Here is a 21,516-nt window from a genome sequence, read left to right as displayed (position 1 = left end):
TTCTTATTCTCCGACTTGGCTTGGGAAAGCGTTACTTTGTTGCCAAACACGTTGATTCAATTGCATCAGTGCATCTTTGGCTGTGATTTGCTCGACAGGAAGACCCATACGCGCACTTTGAACTTCTACACTCAACTGCCATGCTTGTTTAAGGAGTTGTACTTTACGCAAGCGAACATCTTGTAATTGGGTGGTCGCTTGCTGCACGTCAGTCACAGCAAATTTACCAAGACGAAAACCTTCTAAGGTTTTTTGCTGAACTTGGGTTGCCAAGGGCACCTGCTGATCATTCAGTTGTTTAAATTGCATGTGTAAGCCACGTAATTCTGCAAGACGAACATCGATATCCATCTGGTTTTGTTGACGGTAGAAACGCTGTTGCTGTTGAATCAGTGTTTGTTTGGCCTCTGCAATCTGAATACCGTATTTTTGTGGATTAAAAATATTAAGAGGAATCGCAACGCCTAAACGAATTTGATTTTCAGTGTTTTGATCTGCTGATCGAGTCCGATTCACCCCTAAGGTCATAATCGGCTGAGGACGAGATTTTGCTTTGAGCTGCTCGATATTGGCTTGTTGACGTTGTGTTTCTAATTGCAAACTACGCTCAAACAAATTCTCAATGTTTTGTTCATCAGTCTTCACAGCTGTGGCTCTTGCCCAAAGCTCATTGACAGTTGGTGCAATCATAAATTGATTCGCATCACTGCCCCAGAAACTGGCTAATTGTTTCTGTGCGACTTGCAGCTGTAAATCAGCCTGCTGAAAAATACGCTGATTCTCTAAATGAGCCATACGCACACGTTCGACATCAACTTGAGCAATACTACCGGCCTGATAGCGTTTTAAAGTGGCATCTAAATTTTGCTGACTCACTTGCAACTGTTCTGCGATCAATGACTTTTCTAATTGGAATAACGCCACTTGCGACCATGCGTATTGCACAATCAAATCAAGCTCTGCATTGTAACGTTGCTGTTCTAAATCAACTTGAGTTGCCGAAAGTTGAGCGACTTTCTGTGCTGCGCGACGCTGACCAAAAAGATCCAAAGGTTGTGAAACACCAATTGCGAGCTCTTGATCTTTATTACTTTGTAAGCCTGTTTGTTCCACTGAAATACTTGGATTGGCCCATAAAGCACTTTGTTTGAGCTGTGCACTCGCCATCTGTTGTTGTGTTTGCCAACTCGACTGATTCGCTTGATAGCTACGAATCTGTTCAAGGATCTGATCAAAACTAGCATTTCTTTGCATAGCACGATTGGGTGACTGATTGGCATCCAACAATGACTCTGCTTGCACAGATTGATTAGAAATCACCATTGCCAGTGTTAGCAAAAGTACTGAACATTTTGATGAAAACGCATAAGCACTTGGTTTTAGTGCATACGACCTAAGCGTATTACTACGCTGATTAAAACTGGAAGACATAATGAAGCCCCGCAAATAAAGGAAAATTGCGGTGGGCTATTTTTCGGCTACCCCACCTATAGCGGGGTAAAAAGCGGCGGTGGGTTTAATCTAGATAAATGCGGGGATTGGTAGGAATTCGACCAAATATAATTCTGCTTAAATTCTTTGACTCTAAGCAAAGGTTCATCAAGTTGCTGCTGTGCTTCAATCATCACAACATGAAAACAGGATGGCAAATGATCATGGTGATCCTGTAAATTCAAAGACATCGGTAAATCAGAGGCTTCCTGATCGGAAACCACTGAATAATGAGTAGATGCAATAGAACTTTCTGGAACATGATGACCAAAGTGCGTAACCACGCTGCTATTTGTCGTATTGATATTTTCATGTCCACAATACGCAGCCGCCACGTTCCAAAGACTTTGAAACATGAACAAACTGAGCAAGACGGTAATAAAAATACTAGAACGCTGCAAAGGTTACTCTTTTAGATAAAAATTGCACAGATGAACTATAGCAAGTAAGTTCGATGTAATAAAATTACATTTCGGTCAGTTTAAATAAAAACCAACATTGCTGACCTTTAACTACTAAGTTCGACTGTATTCATGTTCAATCTTATTTTTGTTGAGCACTTAACTGCTCACCATGATTGACTTGCTTGTTTTTCGTTTCCTTTTGCGCTTGTAAATTCTTTTCCAAGAACATCAAGCCACCATCAGCGTGCGCTGTACCAGCAAAAAGACAGAAAACTACGGCACATAACTTTAAATTAACTTTAGATAACATAATTCAGACCCTATTCAAAAAATTCATCAATTATTGGAAAAACGCCAATAACCAAATCAGATAAACAGCCCTAGTTTGAGTAAGCTCTGAAGCTTAGATAACTCGTACCAAGACCAAAATGAAACTAAAAAAACAGTTGTTTAAAACCACCTAAAAATAGATGGGATTACACCTAAAAGCCGAAGCTTTTCAAATAATTGAACCAGTGCTGCAATCCAAAAGAACCAAACTACCTGCACCAAGAAAATACGGAAATTTTTTGGAGATACTTGATAAAAATCAGGCTCTTTAAAGTTTTTGAAGCTTGGTAAAAAGCGAGGGGTTGTGCTTACATAATCTGAATATCTTGTTCCATATTTTTTACTCAAGAACACTTCTTCTTGACGCATAACATAATGGTAATAACCAAGAAAATAGATCGTAAATAAGATTGGGAAGACAAACGTCTCTGTCAGAAACATGATGCCAACGCCGCCTAAATAACTAAATAGATATAGTGGATTTCTACAAAGAGAATATGGACCTTCGGTCACTAATTTTGCATTCTTAAATCCTGAAATATAAAGACTGCACCATATTCTCCCCATCACACCAATGCCTACAAATAGCCATCCGAAGAACCATAAAATATGTTCTATAAATGAAGACTGGAAATGCCATTCACTAGAACTCAATGCAAGAATAATCGCCAATGTAAATCCAATAACTCTTGAACTCACAGTCCGAACACGTGGGGAAAATAAAATATTCATTTTATAAACCTCAATGACTGCAAATCATTAAAGATGAAATAGGAACTTCATTAAAATGATATTTTTGCTGATGAGGAATGGAGGATGAATACTGGAACAAATTGGATTCATGAATGAAGGAAACGTTCCGTAAAGATTTACAAAATCTTGATAAAACTGTAGATAGCATCGTCTTATCAGCATAAGGATGTGGACGTTTCCGTGAGTAATCTACAGAGAAGATCGTTGTACTGTATTTACAAGTATAATTAAGCATAGAATAACCCTTTGAAATAGATATATTTCTAGTGGGTTATTTTTTGGCTACCCCACTAATAGCGGGGTTGATTCAGGTGGTGGATTAAATTCAGATAAATAAGGGGATTGGTAGAAATTTGCCCAATAATACTTTTGTTTTAATTCATGTGCTCTGAAAATTGGCTCATTTAGTTGTTGTTCTGAAGCTAAAAAGACTACATTCGTACAGGTTGGCAGATGATCATGATGATCGGTGACATTAATAGATTTCGATGTATCTGAAACCTTTAAAACAACCTCAGCATCACTGCTATTTTTGGTTGAGCTTTCAGAAAAATGATGACCAAAATGCGAATCTGAGATAATTTGTTCAGTTGGATTTTCGTGCGTGCAATAAGCTGCAGCCACATTCCAAATGCTTTGGAATATGAACAAACTCAATAAGACTGTCATAAATACAGCAGAACGTCGCACGTTTGATCAACTGTTCAAAATTTATTGAAGCATAGCAACGAAAGCTTATGTAATAAAATTACATTATTAAGTGAGATTGTTTTAATTACGTAACCAATCTTATAAATCCATTTTTTGTCCTTCAAATGATAATCTAAGCAATAAAAAAACCAGCCCGAAAGCTGGTTTCTTTTAGTTTACGGGCAATTAACCTGTAATCTTCTTATATTTGGTGCGTTTCTGGGCCGCATCTTCACCTAAACGTGACTGACGGTATGCTTCATATTCCGCATAGTTACCTTCGTAGAACTCAGGCTGTTCATTTTCAAACGACAAGATATGCGTTGCAATACGGTCAAGGAACCAACGGTCATGCGATACAACCATTACCGTACCTGGGAATACAAGAATTGCATCCTCAAGCGCACGTAAAGTTTCAATATCAAGATCGTTTGATGGTTCATCCAGCAGGATCACGTTCGCGCCCATTTGCAGGATTTTCGCAAGTTGTAAACGGTTGCGCTCACCACCAGACAGTTCACCTACGCGTTTTTGCTGATCTTGGCCTTTAAAGTTAAAGCGACCGATATAAGCACGTGATGCGATTTCATAATCACCGATTTTTAAGATATCCAAACCGCCAGAAACTTCTTCCCATACAGTTTTGTTGTTATCCAGGGTGTCACGAATCTGACCGACATACGCAACTTTAACCGACTCACCCAAAGTCACCGTACCTGTATCTGGCTGTTGTTCACCAGTCATCATACGGAACAGTGTGGTTTTACCTGCACCGTTTGGACCCACAATCCCGACAATCGCTGTAGGTGGTACAGTAAAAGTCAAGTTTTCGTACAATAGGCGACCGTCAAATGATTTACTAATGCCTTCCACTTCCACAACTTTGTTGCCCAAACGTGGACCAGGTGGAATATAAATTTCAGAAGTTTCGTTACGCTGTTGGAACTCACGCGAGTTAAGTTCTTCAAAACGCTCCATACGCGCCTTGTTTTTCTTTTGCTGACCTTTGGCATTTGAACGAACCCATTCAAGTTCTTTTTTCAATGCTTTAGCAAAAGATTCTTCCTGTTTGTTTTCTTGCTCTAGACGCGCATTCTTCTGTTCTAACCAAGAAGAATAGTTACCTTGATACGGAATACCCATACCGCGGTCAAGCTCAAGAATCCATTCAGCAACGTTATCCAAGAAATAACGGTCATGCGTAATCGCAACGATGGTGCCTGGGAAATCTTTCAGGAAACGTTCCAACCAGGACACTGATTCTGCATCTAAATGGTTCGTCGGTTCGTCAAGAAGCAGCATGTCTGGCTTGGACAACAATAAACGACACAATGCCACACGACGACGCTCACCACCTGAAAGCAAAGACACGTCAGCATCCCATGCAGGCAGGTTCAAGGCATTTGCTGCAATTTCCAACTGGTTATCTAAATTATGTGCATCCCAGGTCTGGATAATTGCTTCCAGTTTTTCCTGTTCTTTTGCAAGCTTGTCAAAGTCAGCATCAGGATCAGCATATTCAGCAAATACCTGATCAAGACGCTCTAAAGCGTCCAGCGCTTCACGTACGCCATCTTCAACGTTGCCACGAACATCCTTGCTTGGGTCAAGTGGCGGTTCCTGTTCCAGATAGCCGATCTTGATTCCTGGTTGTGCACGTGCTTCACCTGAGAAATCTTTGTCTACGCCAGCCATAATACGGAGCAAGGTCGATTTACCTGCACCGTTCAAACCAAGCACACCAATTTTTGCGCCTGGGAAAAATGATAAAGAGATGTCTTTTAAGATTTCGCGCTTGGGCGGAACCATTTTCGACACTCGGTTCATCGTATAAATATATTGGGCCACGCAGGACTCCTCAATTGAAAAACCAATACATCGCAAAAAAGCGAATGAATAATCGGGCGTATTATACGCTGAAAACCCGATCAACTTGAAGTTAAGATCATCTTTGTTTCATCCAATCAAAGGATTTTCTTTTTCAAGACATTGCAACTTTGCAAGGACCCTGCCAGAAAAGATGAAAGTACCGTTCTCGCCATTTCATTTATATGAATAAAAATGCTAAAAATCGCATAATTTATGCACCATTTTGGATAGCTTTTGAGCTACACTCGATGATTATTTAACTCACGTAGATGATGTAACCATGACCTATAAAGATGAAACCTTAGCCATTCATGCAGGATATTCACCAGAAGCCACCACCAAGTCAGTGGCCGTGCCAATCTATCAAACTACCTCCTATGCCTTTGATAACACACAGCATGGTGCAGACCTGTTTGACCTAAAGGTCCAGGGTAATATCTATACCCGTATCATGAACCCAACCACGGCGGTACTGGAGCAGCGGATCGCGGCACTAGAGGGTGGTATTGGAGCGCTTGCCGTGGCATCGGGCATGGCCGCGATTACCTATGCCATTCAGACCATTGCTGAAGCTGGCGACAACATTGCCTCGGTTTCAACCCTGTATGGCGGCACTTACAACCTGTTTGCTCATACTCTGCCTAAGCAAGGCATCGAAGTTCGTTTTTTTGATTATCAGAACCCAGAAGCACTGCGTTCAATCATTGACGACAAAACTAAGTTAGTTTTCGTTGAGTCGATTGGTAATCCACTTGGCAATATCATTGATCTGGAAGCGATTGCCAAAATTGCCCATGAATATGGTGTGCCTGTGATTGTGGACAATACCGTAGCAACGCCTGCCCTGCTTAAGCCATTTGAATTTGGTGCAGATATTGTGATCCATTCCCTCACCAAATATATTGGTGGTCATGGCAACAGTATCGGTGGTGTGATTGTTGACAGCGGCAAGTTCCCTTGGGGTGAGTATCCTGAACGCTTTAAGGCACTGAATACCCCTGATCCCAGCTATCACGGTGTCAACTATGTTGAGGCATTGGGTGCGGCCGCCTATATTGCTCGCGCCCGTGTGGTGCCTTTACGCAATACTGGAGCGGCCATTAGCCCACTCAGCGTATTCCTGATCTTGCAGGGACTGGAAACCCTCAACCTGCGCATGGAGCGCCATACTGAAAATGCCATCAAAATTGCTGAATACTTAAAACAACATCCAAAAGTGAAATGGGTGAACTATGCAGGTCTGAAAGACCATCCACAGCATGACTTGGCACAAAAATATGTGAAAGGGAAACCATCTGCGATCCTTTCCTTTGGGGTACAGGATGGTCTGGAGGGCGGCACTCGCTTTATTGATGCATTACAGCTATTTACACGTCTGGTGAATATTGGGGATGCCAAAAGTCTGGCCTGCCACCCAGCAACCACCACCCACCGCCAGCTCAATGAGGAGGAACTTAAATCGGCAGGGGTCAGTGAAGACTTGGTTCGCTTGTCCATTGGTATCGAGCATGTTGATGACCTGATTGCCGACCTTGAACAGGCGCTTGCTCAGGTTTAAAGTCAATAAAATCAATGAGCCCTTAACATAGGGCTTTTTTTATATGCAAAATTCGAAAAAATATAATATCATTTTCAACTATAGGTTTATTTTTTTAGAGTTTTTACTCTAAAAATTATTAAATTTCAAACATTTGAACTAGACAAACAAAAAATGTCGGTTAATATACATACAAAATAAAATGCAGTGCCTAATCACAACCATGACGGCAATGCAAACAACATGTTGATTAATGTAGGACACGTACATGAACGCAAAACTTAAAAAACTTTTTCAGCAAAAAGTCAACGGTAAAACAATCATTGTCACTGGTGCATCGAGTGGTATTGGTTTAACGGTTTCAAAATATCTTGCTCAAGCTGGCGCTCATGTGTTGTTGCTTGCACGTACCAAAGATAAACTGGATGAAGTCAAGGCGGAAATTGAGGCAGAGGGTGGCAAGGCATCGGTCTTTCCATGCGATCTCAACGATATGGAATCAATTGATGCTGTGTCAAAAGAAATTTTGGCAAGCGTAGATCACATTGATATTTTGATCAACAATGCAGGACGTTCAATTCGCCGTGCTGTACATGAATCAATTGACCGTTTCCATGATTTCGAACGTACAATGCAATTAAATTACTTCGGTGCAGTACGTTTGGTATTGAATATCTTGCCACACATGATGCAACGTAAAGACGGTCAAATCATTAACATCAGCTCAATTGGCGTACTTGCAAATGCAACTCGCTTCTCAGCTTATGTAGCGTCTAAAGCGGCACTGGATGCATTTAGCCGTTGTTTATCTGCTGAAGTGCATTCACACAAGATTGCAATTACTTCAATTTATATGCCTTTAGTGCGTACCCCAATGATCGCACCAACCAAGATGTATAAATATGTTCCAACCTTATCTCCTGAGGAAGCAGCAGATTTAATTGCGACTGCCATTGTAAAACGTCCAAAGAAAATCGCAACCAACCTGGGTCGTATTGCTTCAATTACTTATACAATTGCACCAGACATTAACAACATCCTGATGTCAATTGGCTTTAACTTGTTCCCAAGTTCAACTGCCTCTATTGGTGAACAAGAGAAATTAACGATCATACAGCGTGCCTATGCCCGCCTGTTCCCAGGTGAACATTGGTAAACGCTATACAAACTTAAGCCAGTCGATTGACTGGCTTTTTTGTGTGCTTACGTCTTGATTCTGCAACTGAGCGATGTACTTCGTTATGACGGATATGTATGTTAAAAGAACGCGAGCCCCCATTGTTATTGATGGTTCTTTAATTCTTTTAGCATTGCATCACGTAAAATTTCATTCATACGTGTTTGGTAGCCTTTATCTTGGGCTTTTAGCTATTGCATCACGTCGGCATTAATACGTATGGTCGTCACTTTTTTGACTTATAGGACTGGTTTTGGACGGCATTTTTCCAAAAAATTTCATCAAGTTGATCAATATCCGATATTTTGTTTAAAAAACACCCTCTCAAGAATCTGCATGATCAATAAAAATGCGCAGCAATTGCCGCACATTTTTGAACGCTTAAAGTTTATTGTCTTAATGACCTGTAAGTGTCACAAAAGCACGACCATATTCACCATAAGACCACACATTAATAAATGGTCGAGAGCTCGGCGTGCCGCCACTCCATGTCACATTTGCCGTTTTACCATCTGCTGCCAATCCATCAACTTGAATCACTTCATCATTCACACCATAGTTGATCGAACTATAGTGATAACGGCTGTCTGTTGGTTTCATAATTTCAACCGCAATATTGGTTCCATTTTGGATGGTCAAATAATTTTGTGGTGTGGTTTTCACTACGTTCGCAAACCATTTTTCCGCATTGGTTTTTGCATCGGCATTGGAAACAGGTGGGCGCTCTAAAGTTTTAGTGTAGCTCGTTAAAATCGTTTGTTTATTACTATTTAACGGCTGGAAAGTATACACGGCATTATTGCCGACCTGACTAAAATTCACACAGGGTGACAAATATGCTTGTTCACCACACTCGCTCAACCATGTTGTTGGGTCAATACTGTTGTCACTTTTCACAAAACCCCATCCGACCCAATTATTGGTCTGGCGTGCCATAAGTACAGGACTTGTTAAACCCGGTCCACTAATTTGAATATACGCAACAGTATTGGGTGCATAACCCACCCAAGATTCTAATTTTCTCGCATAAATAGTTTCATTATTGCCATACATTCCTGCCACTGTACGTACATTGACCGATTCCATATCTTGCTCTACAGGGCTTTGGTTACCTTTTATCTTCCAAAGATTACCCTCTTTTTTGAAAATCCACTCATCCGAATCGGTCCATCCAGATTGGTCTGCAATTTGCACCCGGATATTCAGTTCGTTATCACTAATACGTTTAACAATCACAGGCGAAGATAAAACCAGCCCTTTATTGGTTGGATTTAATAACTCGACCTCTAAAAATGTCGTTAAATCAATACCTTCGTGCAAAAAGCTACCGTCACCTAAAAAGAATGGGCTTAAACTAGCAACACTAGGTATACCCTGCGCAAATAATGCTGTAAATGCTTGTAGTTGTGCGCTGATTGCCTGTAAATCGGAGGTCGCTCCAGCTAAAGGTACAACTGGGCTAGGCAAAATACTATTGTCAACTTTACTGGTCAAATCATCCTCAATTTGAGTCTGATTAATCATATCTTTAATTAATGCTTTATTGGTATTTTCATCTACAGATACCTGCACAGCATCCATAACGGCATCAAAACCAGAGTGATCTGCTTTAAACGCAGAACGCAATAAATCAAACCCATCGGCAATATTTAAATCTTTGAGTATTGGCAACAGTCGATTGGTTAAAGCCGTTTTGGCAAGATTTAATTCGTCTGTCGTTAACTTATCAAATTGAGGGCTATCAAAATATTTAACCGCAGCTTGCCCAGCAATATTCGCCACGATTAAATCGGTAAATGGCGTAATATTAATAGTTTTGTTGATATCTTCACTGGTTGCCGCTGAGACTAAACTGACATCCCGCCCACCCACTTTTCCATAGGCATGAAAAACAAAAGGCGCTGTCATGCCTGACACATCTACGCTGTATTTACCATCGGCTGCAATATCAACTGTTTTTTGCACTCCTTTGGCATCTTTTACCGTCACTTTCCCGACGATGGGTGCACCTGCTGCCGCAGTACCTGAAATTTCTTGTTTTGTAGATGGTTGTTGTACACTTGGTGCATTACTCTCGTTGCTATCATCACTTGAATTACAAGCGCCAAGCCCCATCATCAAGCTTCCACACAGCATCGCCAAGGTTAATTTCTTCATTTGTGGTACCCCAAAAAAAACAAACAGCTTTGAATATATAGAAAGCCGAATGACTTTACCATCCACAAATAGGGATACCAAAACCAGTAAAGCTCGCTTTTGCTGCCTTTACTTGTAAGTGTTTATTTCAACTCCAATGTATAAACTTACTCTAATCACAACTCTGCATTAAATTTATCTCAATCCATCATTACATCCTTAATACTTACAACCATAAATTGCCAACTACCATTACTAGCGCTAACCTTGCGTTTTTAATGATTTTCAAGCCCAAAAAAAGCACCCTTCAAATTAGACCAAATGTGTCCAACTTTCAGGGTGCAGTTCATATTTAGAAGGCTTATGTATTAACGACTACACAATCACTTCGAGCCTTTCACACCCGCTTGCAACAACAAGGCACCTAAACCACCAATTTTTTGCTCTTGTGGTTTTTCAGTTTTTGGCTTGCTCTGTTGTGGACGCTTAAAGTCACCTTCTTTACGTGGTGGACGCTGTCCCTGTGGCTTAGGTTCTGAACGTTCCGCACGGTCTTGCTGTGGACGCTGCTGTTGGCGAGGCGCTTTTGCAGGTGCAGAACCCTCAGCACGCATACTCAGGTTGACGCGGTTACGTTCCACATCCACCTGCATCACACGCACCTGCACGATTTGACCTGGTTTCACCACTTTATGCGGATCAGAAACAAATTCATTCGCCAGCTCAGAGATATGAACTAGACCATCCTGATGTACACCCACATCGACGAAAGCACCAAAGTTGGTGACATTGGTCACCACACCCTCAAGCTGCATACCCTCAGTAAGCTGGGCAACTTCAGTGATATCCTCACGGAATTTGGCAGTGCGGAACTCTGGACGTGGATCACGGCCTGGTTTTTCCAGTTCTGCTAAAACATCCTGAATGGTGGGTAAGCCGAATTTGTCATCCACAAATTCATCCGCTTTGACTTGGCGAATGATTTCAGTATTGCCAATGATATCTTTTACCGTTGTTGCTTTTGCCGCAACAATTTTTTCCACCAAACCATAGCTTTCAGGGTGAACAGCAGATGCATCCAATGGCTCTGAACCATTCTGAATACGCAAGAAACCTGCTGACTGCTCAAACGTACGTTCGCCCAAACGTGGTACTTTCTTCAATGCCTGACGGTTGTCAAAACGACCATGTTCTTTACGGTATTCAACAATTTGCTGGGCAATGGCCTTGTTTAAACCTGCAATATAGGCAAGGATTGCTGGAGAAGCGGTATTTACATCAACACCCACCGCGTTCACACAGTCTTCCACCACGGCATCCAGTGTTTTTGCCAAACCTGTCTGGTTCACATCATGCTGGTACTGGCCCACACCAATGGATTTTGGATCAATCTTCACAAGTTCGGCCAACGGGTCCTGCAAACGGCGTGCAATCGACACTGCACCACGAATCGACACATCAAGCTCTGGCAATTCTTGCGAAGCGAGTTCACTTGCTGAATAAACTGATGCACCTGCCTCACTCACTGTGATACGTGTCAGTTTCAGATCGGTATTGGCTGCCATCATTTCTGCAACCACAGCTTCGGTTTCACGACTCGCTGTACCATTACCAATTGCAATAAGTTCCACGTGGAACTCTCTGCATAAACGAGCTAACTCAGCAATTGAACCCTCTTTATCTTCTTTCGGTGCAAACGGGTAAATCGTGCTATGTGCTAGAACATCGCCTGCATTGCTGACAACAGCAAGCTTTACGCCTGTACGGATACCAGGGTCAACACCCAGAGTAGTACGGCTGCCTGCTGGTGCAGATAGCAGTAGATGGCGCAGGTTCTCAGCGAACACATCCATGGCTTCAGCTTCAGCAGCTAAACGCTTATCAGTCAATAATGAATGTTCGATTTGCGGACGAATCTTACCAAGCCAAAATAATTTTGCAGTTTGTTTTAAATAATCTTGACGGCTTTGAGGCTGAATTTGATCAAGATTATATTCAGTTTCAATACGAGCTAACGGCGTATCATCTTCGCCGTCCACTTTTAAACCTAATACATTTTCTTGACGACCACGTAACATCGCCAATAAACGGTGTGATGGTACTTTGTTCAAGTTTTCAGAAAACTCGAAATAATCACGGAATTTTTTGCCCACTTCTTTTTTATCTTCAGAAGCAACCGCACTTTTCAACACTGCGGTTTTGGCAAAGCTTTGCTTTAACTCAGTGGTCAAGGCAATGTTTTGCGCCCAGTCATCAATCAGAATATGCTGGATTGCATCAAGCTGGCTTTCAACATCTGGATAGTCTTCATGGCTAAAACCAGCCAATGCCTCAGTTGGATCAATTTGATCTGCAATAATTTTTTCAGCAATTGGTCCTAAACCCGCCTCTTTCGCCTTAAATGATTTGCTGGTCCGTTTTGGACGGTAAGGTGCGTAAATTTCTTCCAGTGCGTTCTTGGTTTCTGCGGCATTGACACGCGCCAATAAATCATCACTTAATTTATCTTGTTCTTGTAAAGACTGGATCACTTTCTCACGACGTTCGTATAAATCACGTAAGTAAGTCAAACGTGTATCAAGTTGACGTAATTGGGTATCGTCCAAGCCTTGCGTGACCTCTTTACGGTAACGTGCAATAAAAGGAACGCTAGCGCCTTCATCAATTAAACGAATAGCAGCTTCTACTTGGTTTGGACGTACGGCAAGTTCATTTGCCAACTGCTGAACTAAGTCAGTCATCGTGATTGATTCCACAAGGGTTAAGTCTAAAAGCACTGATTATAAAGTTCATGGCCATAAAATCCACTATTGTTTTTTTGAATATTTAATCAGTAGTTTTTGCAAATCCGTCAATGTTTCTAAAATAACGGCGTTTTTTAGGCTAAATATTAAAAAATAGGTTGATTGTCATCATTTTGCCTGTATATATTTGGTATCTATCTCTTGATTTTATTGGCAATATTTGTTGCTTTATAACATAGCCAAAACTGTGCAATGAATCGTATACTTCAGGGTCTATTGACATTTCACAATCGCATTGCATAAAGACGATGACAATAAACGATAAAAGGAGCACATCATGAGTTTAGTTGTACCTGCCGAATCAACGGAAACCGTACACCATGAAACCGATCGGGTCGAACGCATCCTAGTCGTCGATGATGATGTGCGCTTGCGTACACTGTTACAACGTTTTCTTGAAGACAAGGGCTTTGTGGTAAAAACCGCACATGACGCCACCCAGATGGACCGTTTGCTACAACGTGAATTATTTTCGCTTATCGTTTTAGATTTTATGTTGCCTGTTGAAGATGGTTTAAGTATTTGCCGTCGTTTACGTCAATCTAATATCGACACCCCAATCATCATGCTGACCGCACGTGGCAGTGACTCTGACCGTATTGCAGGTCTGGAAGCAGGTGCAGATGACTATCTGCCAAAGCCATTCAACCCGAATGAACTGTTGGCCCGTATCCGTGCGGTACTGCGCCGTCAGGTTCGCGAGGTGCCAGGCGCGCCAAGCCAGCAGGTTGAAGTGGTCAGTTTTGGGCCGTGGGCACTGGATTTGTCTACACGTACTTTAACCCGTGAGGGACAGGTGGTCACATTAACCACAGGTGAGTTTGCTGTACTCAAAGCCTTAGTTCAACATCCACGTGAACCATTAACGCGTGATAAATTAATGAATTTAGCACGTGGCCGTGAATGGGGGGCAATGGAACGCTCGATTGACGTACAGGTTTCCCGTTTACGCCGCTTAATTGAGGACAATCCTGCCCGTGCCCGCTACATCCAGACCGTTTGGGGCGTGGGCTACGTTTTTGTTCCAGATGGTGCTGAGTAAGTGCGGGAAACTCAACCTTGAAGCTTGAACCGATTGATCCACAAGAATTTACCGACTTTGAGACCTACTCTGAAAAGCCACGGACCCAGTGGGAACGTTTTTTAGACAAGATCAAGCCACGGTCTGCCGCAATGCGTACCACCGTACTGGTACTGTTTACGGTGTTCTTTAGCCTATTCATGTCCTTGTGGTTCTTTTGGCGAACCCTCTATCTTCCTGAACTGCAACAGCATGCACGCTATCTGGCCATTGAGCTGGAACTGGTCAACAATCCTGACATTCGCATCCTACACCGTGATAATGAAGTCGATATCGACACATGGCTAAAAAACCGTATTGGAATTGAATATGTCACCGATCCAGCAGAATTTCCAAAATTAGAAAATAAATTTCTGGCTGAATTTTTCACCAATCAAATTGAGAAAAAGCTTGCCAAAGAGCTGGGCATCGAGAAAGTTACCGTTTATTTTAAATTCAAGCCGATTCCACGTATCTGGATTCAGACACCTGAAATGAATGGCAACTGGGTCAGGGAACCCCTCAAGACTTACACCAACTACAGTGTTGAACTGATTGCATCATGGCTGTTTGGTGTGCCGCTCCTGTCCTCCGCTATTATCCTGACCTTGGTGCGGCAGATGAACCGCCCCTTGCGCCGTCTACAGAATGCAGCCAACAACTACAGTAAAACAGGCAAGGCACCCTATCTGGATACCAACCACGGACCACTGGAAATCCGTCAGGTCAATCAGGCCTTTAACCACATGGTATATACACTGGAGCAAACCGAGCGTGATCGACAGATCATGCTGGCGGGCATCTCCCACGATTTGCGCACTCCATTAACCCGTATTCGCCTGACCGCGGAAATGCTGCCTGATGAGTTTTTCCGTGAGGGGCTGATTTATGATGTGGATGATATGGATGCCATCCTGAATCAGTTTATTTCCTATATGCGAGATGGTTCGGATGAGGAGCTGACGGATACCAATATCAACAGCTTGCTGCAAGAACTGGTGGTGCAGTTCAAGCCGCTGGACATCCGTTTTGAGGCACAGGAACTTCCCGTGATTCCTGCACGCAGCCTGTCACTCAAGCGCCTGATTGCCAACCTGATCAATAATGCCAAGCGTTATGGTGCCGAACCCATCGAACTGTCTGCCAGTCATGTCGACCAGTATATTTTAATTACTGTTGCAGATCATGGTGAGGGCATCCCGCCCGATCAGGTGGAGGAACTGATGCAACCTTTTGTACGTGGCAATTCCGCACGTACCATTCAGGGAAGTGGTCTGGGCCTTGCCATTGTGAAACGTATTGTGGATATCCATCATGGACAGATCAACATTCGTAACCGAGAACAAGGCGGTCTGGAAGTGGTGATTTCCCTACCTATTCCCACACCCGAAGATGAATCACATAGCAATACCATCGACAAGATCAAGCAAACCCTAAGCGGTCATTTCTAGACATTGGCATGACCGCCAGCTGACCTTTCCTCTTGTTGATAAAATTATCCTCCATTTCACCTATTAGACCTTAGCCGTAGTTCAATTCACTTTTCCAGTTTTAGCGCTAAAATCCATATCCAATGAAAATCAAAATTGAGAATGGATGATGTCTCTAGATCGTATTCGCCTTGCCTCACTGCATGACAAAGTGATGAGTGCCGAGCAGGCTGCCAGCTTTATTGAAAATGACATGACCGTGGGTATGAGTGGTTTTACCCGCGCAGGCGAAGCGAAAGCCGTTCCTCAGGCACTTGCTGAACGTGCCAAGAAAAATCCGTTAAAAATCACGTTAATTACAGGGGCAAGCCTGGGCAATGACCTCGATAAACAGCTCACTGAAGCAGGTGTGTTAGCACGCCGCATGCCATTTCAGGTGGACAATACCCTACGCCGTGCCATCAACAACGGCGAAGTGATGTTTGTTGACCAGCATCTGTCCGAAACTGTAGAGCACATGCGTAACCTGCAATTGAAAAAGCCAGATATTGCGGTGATTGAGGCAGTGGCGATTACTGAAGACGGTGGCATCATTCCAACCACATCGGTGGGCAACTCGGCCAGCTTTGCGATTTTTGCTGAAAAAGTTATTGTTGAAATCAATACCAACACCAGCACCGCCTTTGAAGGCCTGCATGACATCTACATTCCGACCTATCGCCCAACACGCCAGCCAATTCCATTGACCAAGGTGGATGAGCGTATGGGAAGTACAGCCATCAATATCGACCCTGCCAAAATTGTCGGTATTGTATTCAATGACACCCTGCTGGATTCGCCATCAACCGTCACCCCGCCAGATGACGAGACTCAAGGAATTGCCAATCACCTGATCGCCTTTTTTGAAAAAGAAGTGGCTGAGGGCCGTTTACCGAAAAACCTAGGACCTTTACAGGCAGGTATTGGTTCGATTGCCAATGCGGTACTGACGGGCTTAAAAGATTCTCCTTTTGAAGATCTGGTGATGTATTCAGAAGTCTTGCAGGACTGTACTTTTGAATTGATTGATGCTGGAAAAATGAAATTTGCGTCAGGCTGCTCCATCACCCTGTCACAGAAATATGGCGAAAAGGTGTTTGGCAATATTGAAGCATATCGTGACAAGCTGGTGTTGCGTACACAGGAAATGTCCAACCACCCTGAACTGGTTCGCCGTTTAGGCATCATTGGTATCAATACCGCACTTGAGTTTGATATCTACGGCAATGTGAACTCAACACACGTTTGCGGCACTAAAATGATGAATGGGATCGGCGGTTCAGGTGACTTTGCCCGTAATGCACATTTGGCCATCTTCGTAACCAAGTCGATTGCCAAGGGTGGTGATATTTCCTCTATCGTGCCAATGGTCAGCCATGTTGACCACAACGAGCATGATGTGGATATTTTGGTGACTGAAATTGGACTAGCAGATTTACGTGGTCTGGCACCTCGTGAACGTGCCAAAGTGATCATTGAGAATTGTGTACATCCGCTTTACCGTAACGCACTTCAGGACTATTTTGAGCGTGCCTGTGAACGTGGTGGACATACACCTCACCTGCTTCGTGAAGCGCTGTCTTGGCATGCAAACTTTGAAGAAACAGGCCATATGCTGGTTAGTAATATTGAGGTTGCTAAATCAGCTTAATTTATCATTAAGTCAATAGAATAATTGCCAGCTTGAAAGCTGGCTTTTTATTGTCACTCTTAGATTATAAAAAAAGCCCCAAACTTTTGTTTGGGGCTTTTTGAATATGGTGGCGGGACCCAGGATCGAACTGGGGACACACGGATTTTCAATCCGTTGCTCTACCGACTGAGCTATCGCGCCAAAGTGGGCATATTAAACAATGTTTGTCAAAATCCGTCAAGTCAATTTGTGGATTTTTCTATTAACTGTTTAATTTTGCTACAATACTGAACAGGAATCTATTTTCAGCTAGATCTTGCCCAGATGCGACAGGCAACGGTGAATCGCGCCACAGCCTGGCTCAAACTGCTTCACGCCCTGCTCCTCTTCAATGCGGCAAACCTCCTCAACCAGACGCTCCGCCACGCCGCGTCCACGATTGGCAGGGTGAACCACAATATATTCCAGCACACGGCTTTCACCTTGTCCTGTTGACCAAATTGCACCTATAATTTTGGTGTTAAATTCAGCGGTGTAAACTGTGGTATATTGTTGCAGATCTTGTTCAAGTTGCTGCATTGCATCTTGCCCATCACCAAACTCTGGGCTGGTGTCATAAAGTCGCTCTAGCTGGGTACGAATCCCTAGATTATCTAGAGAACGATAAGCATGTACGGTAATAGGCATTGATTAACCCTCCTGAGCAAACTATGATGCTGTCACTTTTTCGTCACAGCGAAACTATCGGTTTTTAATTCAATCATTTTTGACGTTTTTTGAGGAACGTGTCCATGACGCAACGTATCAGTGAAGTGGTAAGAAATACCAACGAAACCAAAATTCGAGTTCGTCTCAATCTCGATGGTACTGGTCAAGGCACCCTCAACACTGGAGTTCCATTTTTAGACCATATGATTGATCAAATCAAGCGCCATGGTCTATTTGATATCGACATTCATTGCGATGGTGACCTTGAAATTGATGATCACCACACCGTAGAAGACTGTGGAATCACGCTGGGACAAGCCTTTGCGCAAGCTTTAGGTGATAAAAAGGGCTTGCGTCGTTATGGGCATTTTTATGCGCCACTCGATGAGGCACTGTCTCGTGTTGTTGTTGACCTATCTGGTCGTCCAGGTTTATTTATGGATATTCCATTCACTCGCGCTCGTATCGGCACGTTTGATGTCGATTTGTTCTCTGAGTTTTTCCAAGGTTTTGTCAACCATGCGTTAATGACCCTGCATATCGACAATCTAAAGGGTAAGAATAGCCATCACCAGATCGAAAGTGTGTTTAAGGCATTGGCTCGCGCATTGCGTATGGCCTGTGAAATCGATCCACGTGCCGAAAATACCATTGCATCTACCAAGGGGAGTCTGTAATGACTCGCATTGCATTACTTGACTATGGTATGGGCAACCTGCACTCTGCGGCAAAAGCGCTGGAGCATGTGGGTGCAACGGTTGATGTCACCAATGATCCAAAGCTGATTGCCAAAGCGGATAAGATTGTTTTTCCAGGTGTTGGTGCAATGCGTGACTGTATGCAGGGTATGCATGAGGCAGGCATTGATGAGGTGGTGCGTCAGGCAGCTTTCAATAAACCTGTTCTTGCGATTTGTGTTGGCATGCAAGCCCTACTGCAAAGTTCGGAAGAAAATGGTGGCGTGGATGCACTCGGTATTTTTGATGGTGTAGTGAAACACTTCCCTGAAATTCCACATTTAAAAGTACCACACATGGGCTGGAATCAGGTTCACCAGCTTGATCCAGATCATCCGATGTGGAACAACATTGAGCAGGACGCACGTTTCTATTTTGTGCATAGTTATTATGTTGAGCCAAAAGATTCAGCGATAACGGCGGCAACCTGTGATTATGGCGTGAACTTCTGTACTGCGATTCATAAGGACAACCTGTTCGCAACCCAGTTCCATCCAGAGAAAAGTCATACCGCTGGTTTACAGTTGTTAAAAAACTTTGTGGAATGGAAAATTTAAGTTAAATCAAATATCAATGGAACAGCAGCAATACGCTGAATAACGATTTTCCATCATGAAAAAGCCAAGTTTTTTCACTTGGCTTTTTCATGTGTGCAAAAGTGTTTAAGCTTCACCCATCAATCAAGTTTCAATGAAAATGGAAATGCAGCAACAAACAAATCGCCTTTGCGGCGGCAGATGCCTATGCAGCCCTGCTGATCTTTGGCCATCTTTATACACAGCAGTTACTCAGCCCACAACTCCAGCAACAAATTAATAGAATACTGGATGATTCAGTATCCAAGACTTAGAGATCGCCCAATACTTTGCTAATATGTAGCCAATTTAAACTTTATGATGACGCTAGGAGCGAAAGCATGCTAATCATCCCTGCAATTGACCTGAAAGATGGTAAATGTGTTCGTTTAAAACAAGGACGTATGGAAGACGATACCGTTTTCTCTGATGATCCTGTCGCAACTGCACAACACTGGGTTGATGAAGGCGCACGTCGTTTACATTTAGTGGATTTGAATGGTGCTTTTGCAGGCACGCCCATTCATAAACCTGTGGTTGAGGCGATTGCCCGCGCCCAGCCTGAGCTTCCAATCCAGATCGGTGGCGGTATCCGTTCCCTGGAAACCATCGAGCATTATTTAGAAGCTGGCGTGTCATTTGTGATTATTGGCACCAAAGCGGTGAAAGAGCCTGAGTTTGTGGAAGAGGCATGCAAACGCTTTGCAGGTCATATCATTGTTGGTATTGATGCCATCAACGGTATGGTCGCAACCGATGGCTGGGCCAATGTGACCGATGTCAAGGCAACTGATCTGGCCAAGCGTTTCGCAGATGCAGGGGTTTCCAGCATCGTGTATACCGACATTGCACGTGATGGCATGATGCAAGGTGTCAACGTTGAGCAAACCGTGAGTTTAGCGGAATACTCAGGCCTACCTGTGATTGCTTCAGGCGGCGTGACCAACCTTGATGATGTCCGCAACCTGAAAGGCCAGAAAGGTATTTTAGGCGCAATTACAGGCCGTGCAATTTATGAGGGTACCTTGAATCTGCGTGAGGCTCAGTTATTACTGGATGAAGATCGCCTCTAAACAAAGCACTAAAAGAAGAGCGGTCAGGCTCTTTTTTTATTTGTGAGTTGAATAAATTGCCTGATCCATACTGGAACAGATGATTTCTCTTGCATAGACGCTATCAGTTTATACACAATATAAAGTTGATTTTTACTGTTTTTACACCATGCCAACCCATCTCGCCTCCTCTCCCAGAGCTGCCCAGTTTGCGCTTATTTTTATTACCATGATCTGGGGCAGCACATTTCTGGCAGTGCAATACGCCCTGAATTTTAGTAGCCCGATGTTTTTTGTCGGCTGTCGTTTTGCTGTCGCGGCCTTGGCCATCCTACTGATCTCGATCAATTCCATTCGCGGGTTAACCCTAAAGGAAACACTGGCAGGCAGCGCAATTGGTGTGGTCATCGCAATTGGTTATGGCACACAAACCATTGCCCTACAGACCATTCTCAGCAGTGAATCGGCCTTTCTTACTGCCCTGTACGTTCCACTGGTACCCATCCTGATGTGGGTTATTTTCCAGAAACGCCCCAGTTTAATGACTTGGGTGGGCACAGCACTGGCATTTACAGGTCTGGTACTTTTAACAGGAAATGGTTTCTCAGGTATTCACCTCAATTACGGGCAGGTGCTGACCCTGATCTGTGCCTTTGTGATTGCCCTGGAAATTATCTTGATTGGTTATTTTGCTGGAAAGGTCAATCTCAGACGGGTTACGGTGGTTCAGCTTGCCGTTGCCTCACTCCTCTCCTTTGCCAGTATGCCGATGGTGGGTGAACACAAGATTCCTGAATTTTCATGGGCGCTACTGATGATTGCTGTGGCTCTAGGTTTAGCCAGTGCCCTGATTCAGTTCGTGATGAACTGGGCACAGCGTATGGTTGATCCAACCCGTGCCGCAATCATCTATGCAGGTGAACCTGTCTGGGCAGGTTTATTTGGGCGGATTGCGGGTGAGCGACTACCTTTACTGGCCTTGATGGGAGGTTTAATGGTGGTTCTGGGGGTGTTGGTCAGTGAGTTAAAATGGAACAAGCCCAAATAAAAAGAGCGCTAAAAAGCGCTCTATGCTGCTGATGACTCTTTCT

General features: G+C 43.3%; 18 protein-coding genes, 1 tRNA gene and 2 pseudogenes. 10 read left to right on the top strand and 11 right to left on the bottom strand.

What is annotated here, in order from left to right:
* Window positions 1–3: 3 nt before the first annotated feature.
* The 6 genes from F973_RS05335 to ettA all read right to left on the bottom strand — a co-directional run bounded on the left by F973_RS05335 (window position 4) and on the right by ettA (window position 5,516).
* Window positions 4–1,431, bottom strand: a complete 1,428-nt coding sequence (locus tag F973_RS05335; protein ID WP_004756960.1) for a TolC family protein — start codon at window positions 1,429–1,431, stop codon at window positions 4–6.
* A 56-nt stretch (window positions 1,432–1,487) separates the two neighbouring features.
* Window positions 1,488–1,892, bottom strand: a complete 405-nt coding sequence (locus tag F973_RS05330; protein ID WP_004683448.1) for a cation efflux protein, CzcI-like — start codon at window positions 1,890–1,892, stop codon at window positions 1,488–1,490.
* A 142-nt stretch (window positions 1,893–2,034) separates the two neighbouring features.
* Entirely contained in the window at window positions 2,035–2,205 is a 171-nt protein-coding gene (locus tag F973_RS15210; protein ID WP_004683450.1) for a hypothetical protein, read from the bottom strand.
* A gap of 140 nt (window positions 2,206–2,345) precedes the next feature.
* A complete protein-coding gene (locus F973_RS05325; protein ID WP_004683451.1) occupies window positions 2,346–2,957 on the bottom strand; it encodes a methyltransferase family protein in 612 nt (203 codons plus the stop codon).
* Between the two features lie 303 nt (window positions 2,958–3,260).
* Window positions 3,261–3,668, bottom strand: a complete 408-nt coding sequence (locus F973_RS05320) for a cation efflux protein, CzcI-like (protein ID WP_367682870.1) — start codon at window positions 3,666–3,668, stop codon at window positions 3,261–3,263.
* 186 nt (window positions 3,669–3,854) lie between these two features.
* Window positions 3,855–5,516: an energy-dependent translational throttle protein EttA gene (gene ettA / locus F973_RS05315; protein WP_004760504.1), complete on the bottom strand. Its 1,662-nt coding sequence runs from the start codon at window positions 5,514–5,516 to the stop codon at window positions 3,855–3,857.
* Window positions 5,517–5,817: 301 nt separating this feature from the next.
* On the opposite strand from ettA, the gene F973_RS05310 reads away from it, so the two are divergent.
* Together F973_RS05310 and F973_RS05305 are read left to right on the top strand one after the other, a co-directional pair.
* Window positions 5,818–7,095: an O-acetylhomoserine aminocarboxypropyltransferase/cysteine synthase family protein gene (locus F973_RS05310; protein ID WP_004678824.1), complete on the top strand. Its 1,278-nt coding sequence runs from the start codon at window positions 5,818–5,820 to the stop codon at window positions 7,093–7,095.
* A 247-nt stretch (window positions 7,096–7,342) separates the two neighbouring features.
* Window positions 7,343–8,230: an SDR family NAD(P)-dependent oxidoreductase gene (locus F973_RS05305; RefSeq protein WP_004760502.1), complete on the top strand. Its 888-nt coding sequence runs from the start codon at window positions 7,343–7,345 to the stop codon at window positions 8,228–8,230.
* 125 nt (window positions 8,231–8,355) lie between these two features.
* Here F973_RS05305 and F973_RS14535 read toward each other — a convergent pair.
* The 3 genes and pseudogenes from F973_RS14535 to F973_RS05295 form a co-directional block, all read right to left on the bottom strand.
* Window positions 8,356–8,555 (bottom strand): annotated as a pseudogene (locus F973_RS14535) (BrnA antitoxin family protein); the annotation flags it as partial.
* Between the two features lie 92 nt (window positions 8,556–8,647).
* Window positions 8,648–10,408: a hypothetical protein gene (locus F973_RS14175; RefSeq protein WP_051062106.1), complete on the bottom strand. Its 1,761-nt coding sequence runs from the start codon at window positions 10,406–10,408 to the stop codon at window positions 8,648–8,650.
* Window positions 10,409–10,770: 362 nt separating this feature from the next.
* Complete coding sequence (locus F973_RS05295; RefSeq protein ID WP_004760498.1) at window positions 10,771–13,128, bottom strand: Tex family protein; 2,358 nt, start codon at window positions 13,126–13,128, stop codon at window positions 10,771–10,773.
* Between the two features lie 340 nt (window positions 13,129–13,468).
* Here F973_RS05295 and ompR point away from each other — a divergent pair, with 340 nt between their 5' ends.
* From ompR to F973_RS05280, 3 genes are all read left to right on the top strand, one after another.
* The gene (ompR, locus tag F973_RS05290; RefSeq protein WP_004678831.1) at window positions 13,469–14,233 is read left to right on the top strand and encodes an osmolarity response regulator transcription factor OmpR; all 765 of its coding nucleotides are present in this window, start codon (window positions 13,469–13,471) and stop codon (window positions 14,231–14,233) included.
* Window positions 14,234–14,250: 17 nt separating this feature from the next.
* Entirely contained in the window at window positions 14,251–15,702 is a 1,452-nt protein-coding gene (locus F973_RS05285; RefSeq protein ID WP_004760497.1) for an ATP-binding protein, read from the top strand.
* Between the two features lie 148 nt (window positions 15,703–15,850).
* Window positions 15,851–17,371, top strand: a complete 1,521-nt coding sequence (locus F973_RS05280) for an acetyl-CoA hydrolase/transferase family protein (protein ID WP_004760495.1) — start codon at window positions 15,851–15,853, stop codon at window positions 17,369–17,371.
* Window positions 17,372–17,478: 107 nt separating this feature from the next.
* Here the strand turns inward: F973_RS05280 and F973_RS05275 are convergent.
* Both F973_RS05275 and F973_RS05270 read right to left on the bottom strand, forming a co-directional pair.
* A tRNA-Phe gene (locus F973_RS05275) sits at window positions 17,479–17,554 on the bottom strand.
* Between the two features lie 108 nt (window positions 17,555–17,662).
* The gene (locus F973_RS05270) at window positions 17,663–18,040 is read right to left on the bottom strand and encodes a GNAT family N-acetyltransferase (protein ID WP_004760493.1); all 378 of its coding nucleotides are present in this window, start codon (window positions 18,038–18,040) and stop codon (window positions 17,663–17,665) included.
* A gap of 104 nt (window positions 18,041–18,144) precedes the next feature.
* Between F973_RS05270 and hisB the strand changes: the two genes are divergently transcribed.
* From hisB to F973_RS05250, 5 genes and pseudogenes are all read left to right on the top strand, one after another.
* Window positions 18,145–18,738, top strand: coding sequence for an imidazoleglycerol-phosphate dehydratase HisB (hisB, locus tag F973_RS05265; protein ID WP_000194096.1), 594 nt, complete (start codon window positions 18,145–18,147; stop codon window positions 18,736–18,738).
* Window positions 18,738–19,355: an imidazole glycerol phosphate synthase subunit HisH gene (hisH, locus tag F973_RS05260; RefSeq protein ID WP_004760491.1), complete on the top strand. Its 618-nt coding sequence runs from the start codon at window positions 18,738–18,740 to the stop codon at window positions 19,353–19,355. Before hisB ends, hisH begins: the two co-directional genes overlap by 1 nt.
* A gap of 149 nt (window positions 19,356–19,504) precedes the next feature.
* Window positions 19,505–19,648: pseudogene (locus tag F973_RS15660) on the top strand (3'-5' exonuclease domain-containing protein 2); the annotation flags it as partial.
* A 66-nt stretch (window positions 19,649–19,714) separates the two neighbouring features.
* Entirely contained in the window at window positions 19,715–20,446 is a 732-nt protein-coding gene (gene hisA / locus F973_RS05255) for a 1-(5-phosphoribosyl)-5-[(5-phosphoribosylamino)methylideneamino]imidazole-4-carboxamide isomerase (RefSeq protein ID WP_004760490.1), read from the top strand.
* 148 nt (window positions 20,447–20,594) lie between these two features.
* Complete coding sequence (locus F973_RS05250) at window positions 20,595–21,473, top strand: DMT family transporter (protein WP_004760488.1); 879 nt, start codon at window positions 20,595–20,597, stop codon at window positions 21,471–21,473.
* Window positions 21,474–21,516 lie beyond the last annotated feature (43 nt).

The organism is Acinetobacter sp. CIP 102129 (genome assembly GCF_000368305.1).
Classification (GTDB): domain Bacteria; phylum Pseudomonadota; class Gammaproteobacteria; order Pseudomonadales; family Moraxellaceae; genus Acinetobacter; species Acinetobacter parvus.
Note: the sequence above shows the minus strand (reverse complement) of the source record. Positions and strands in the feature narration are given on the sequence as shown.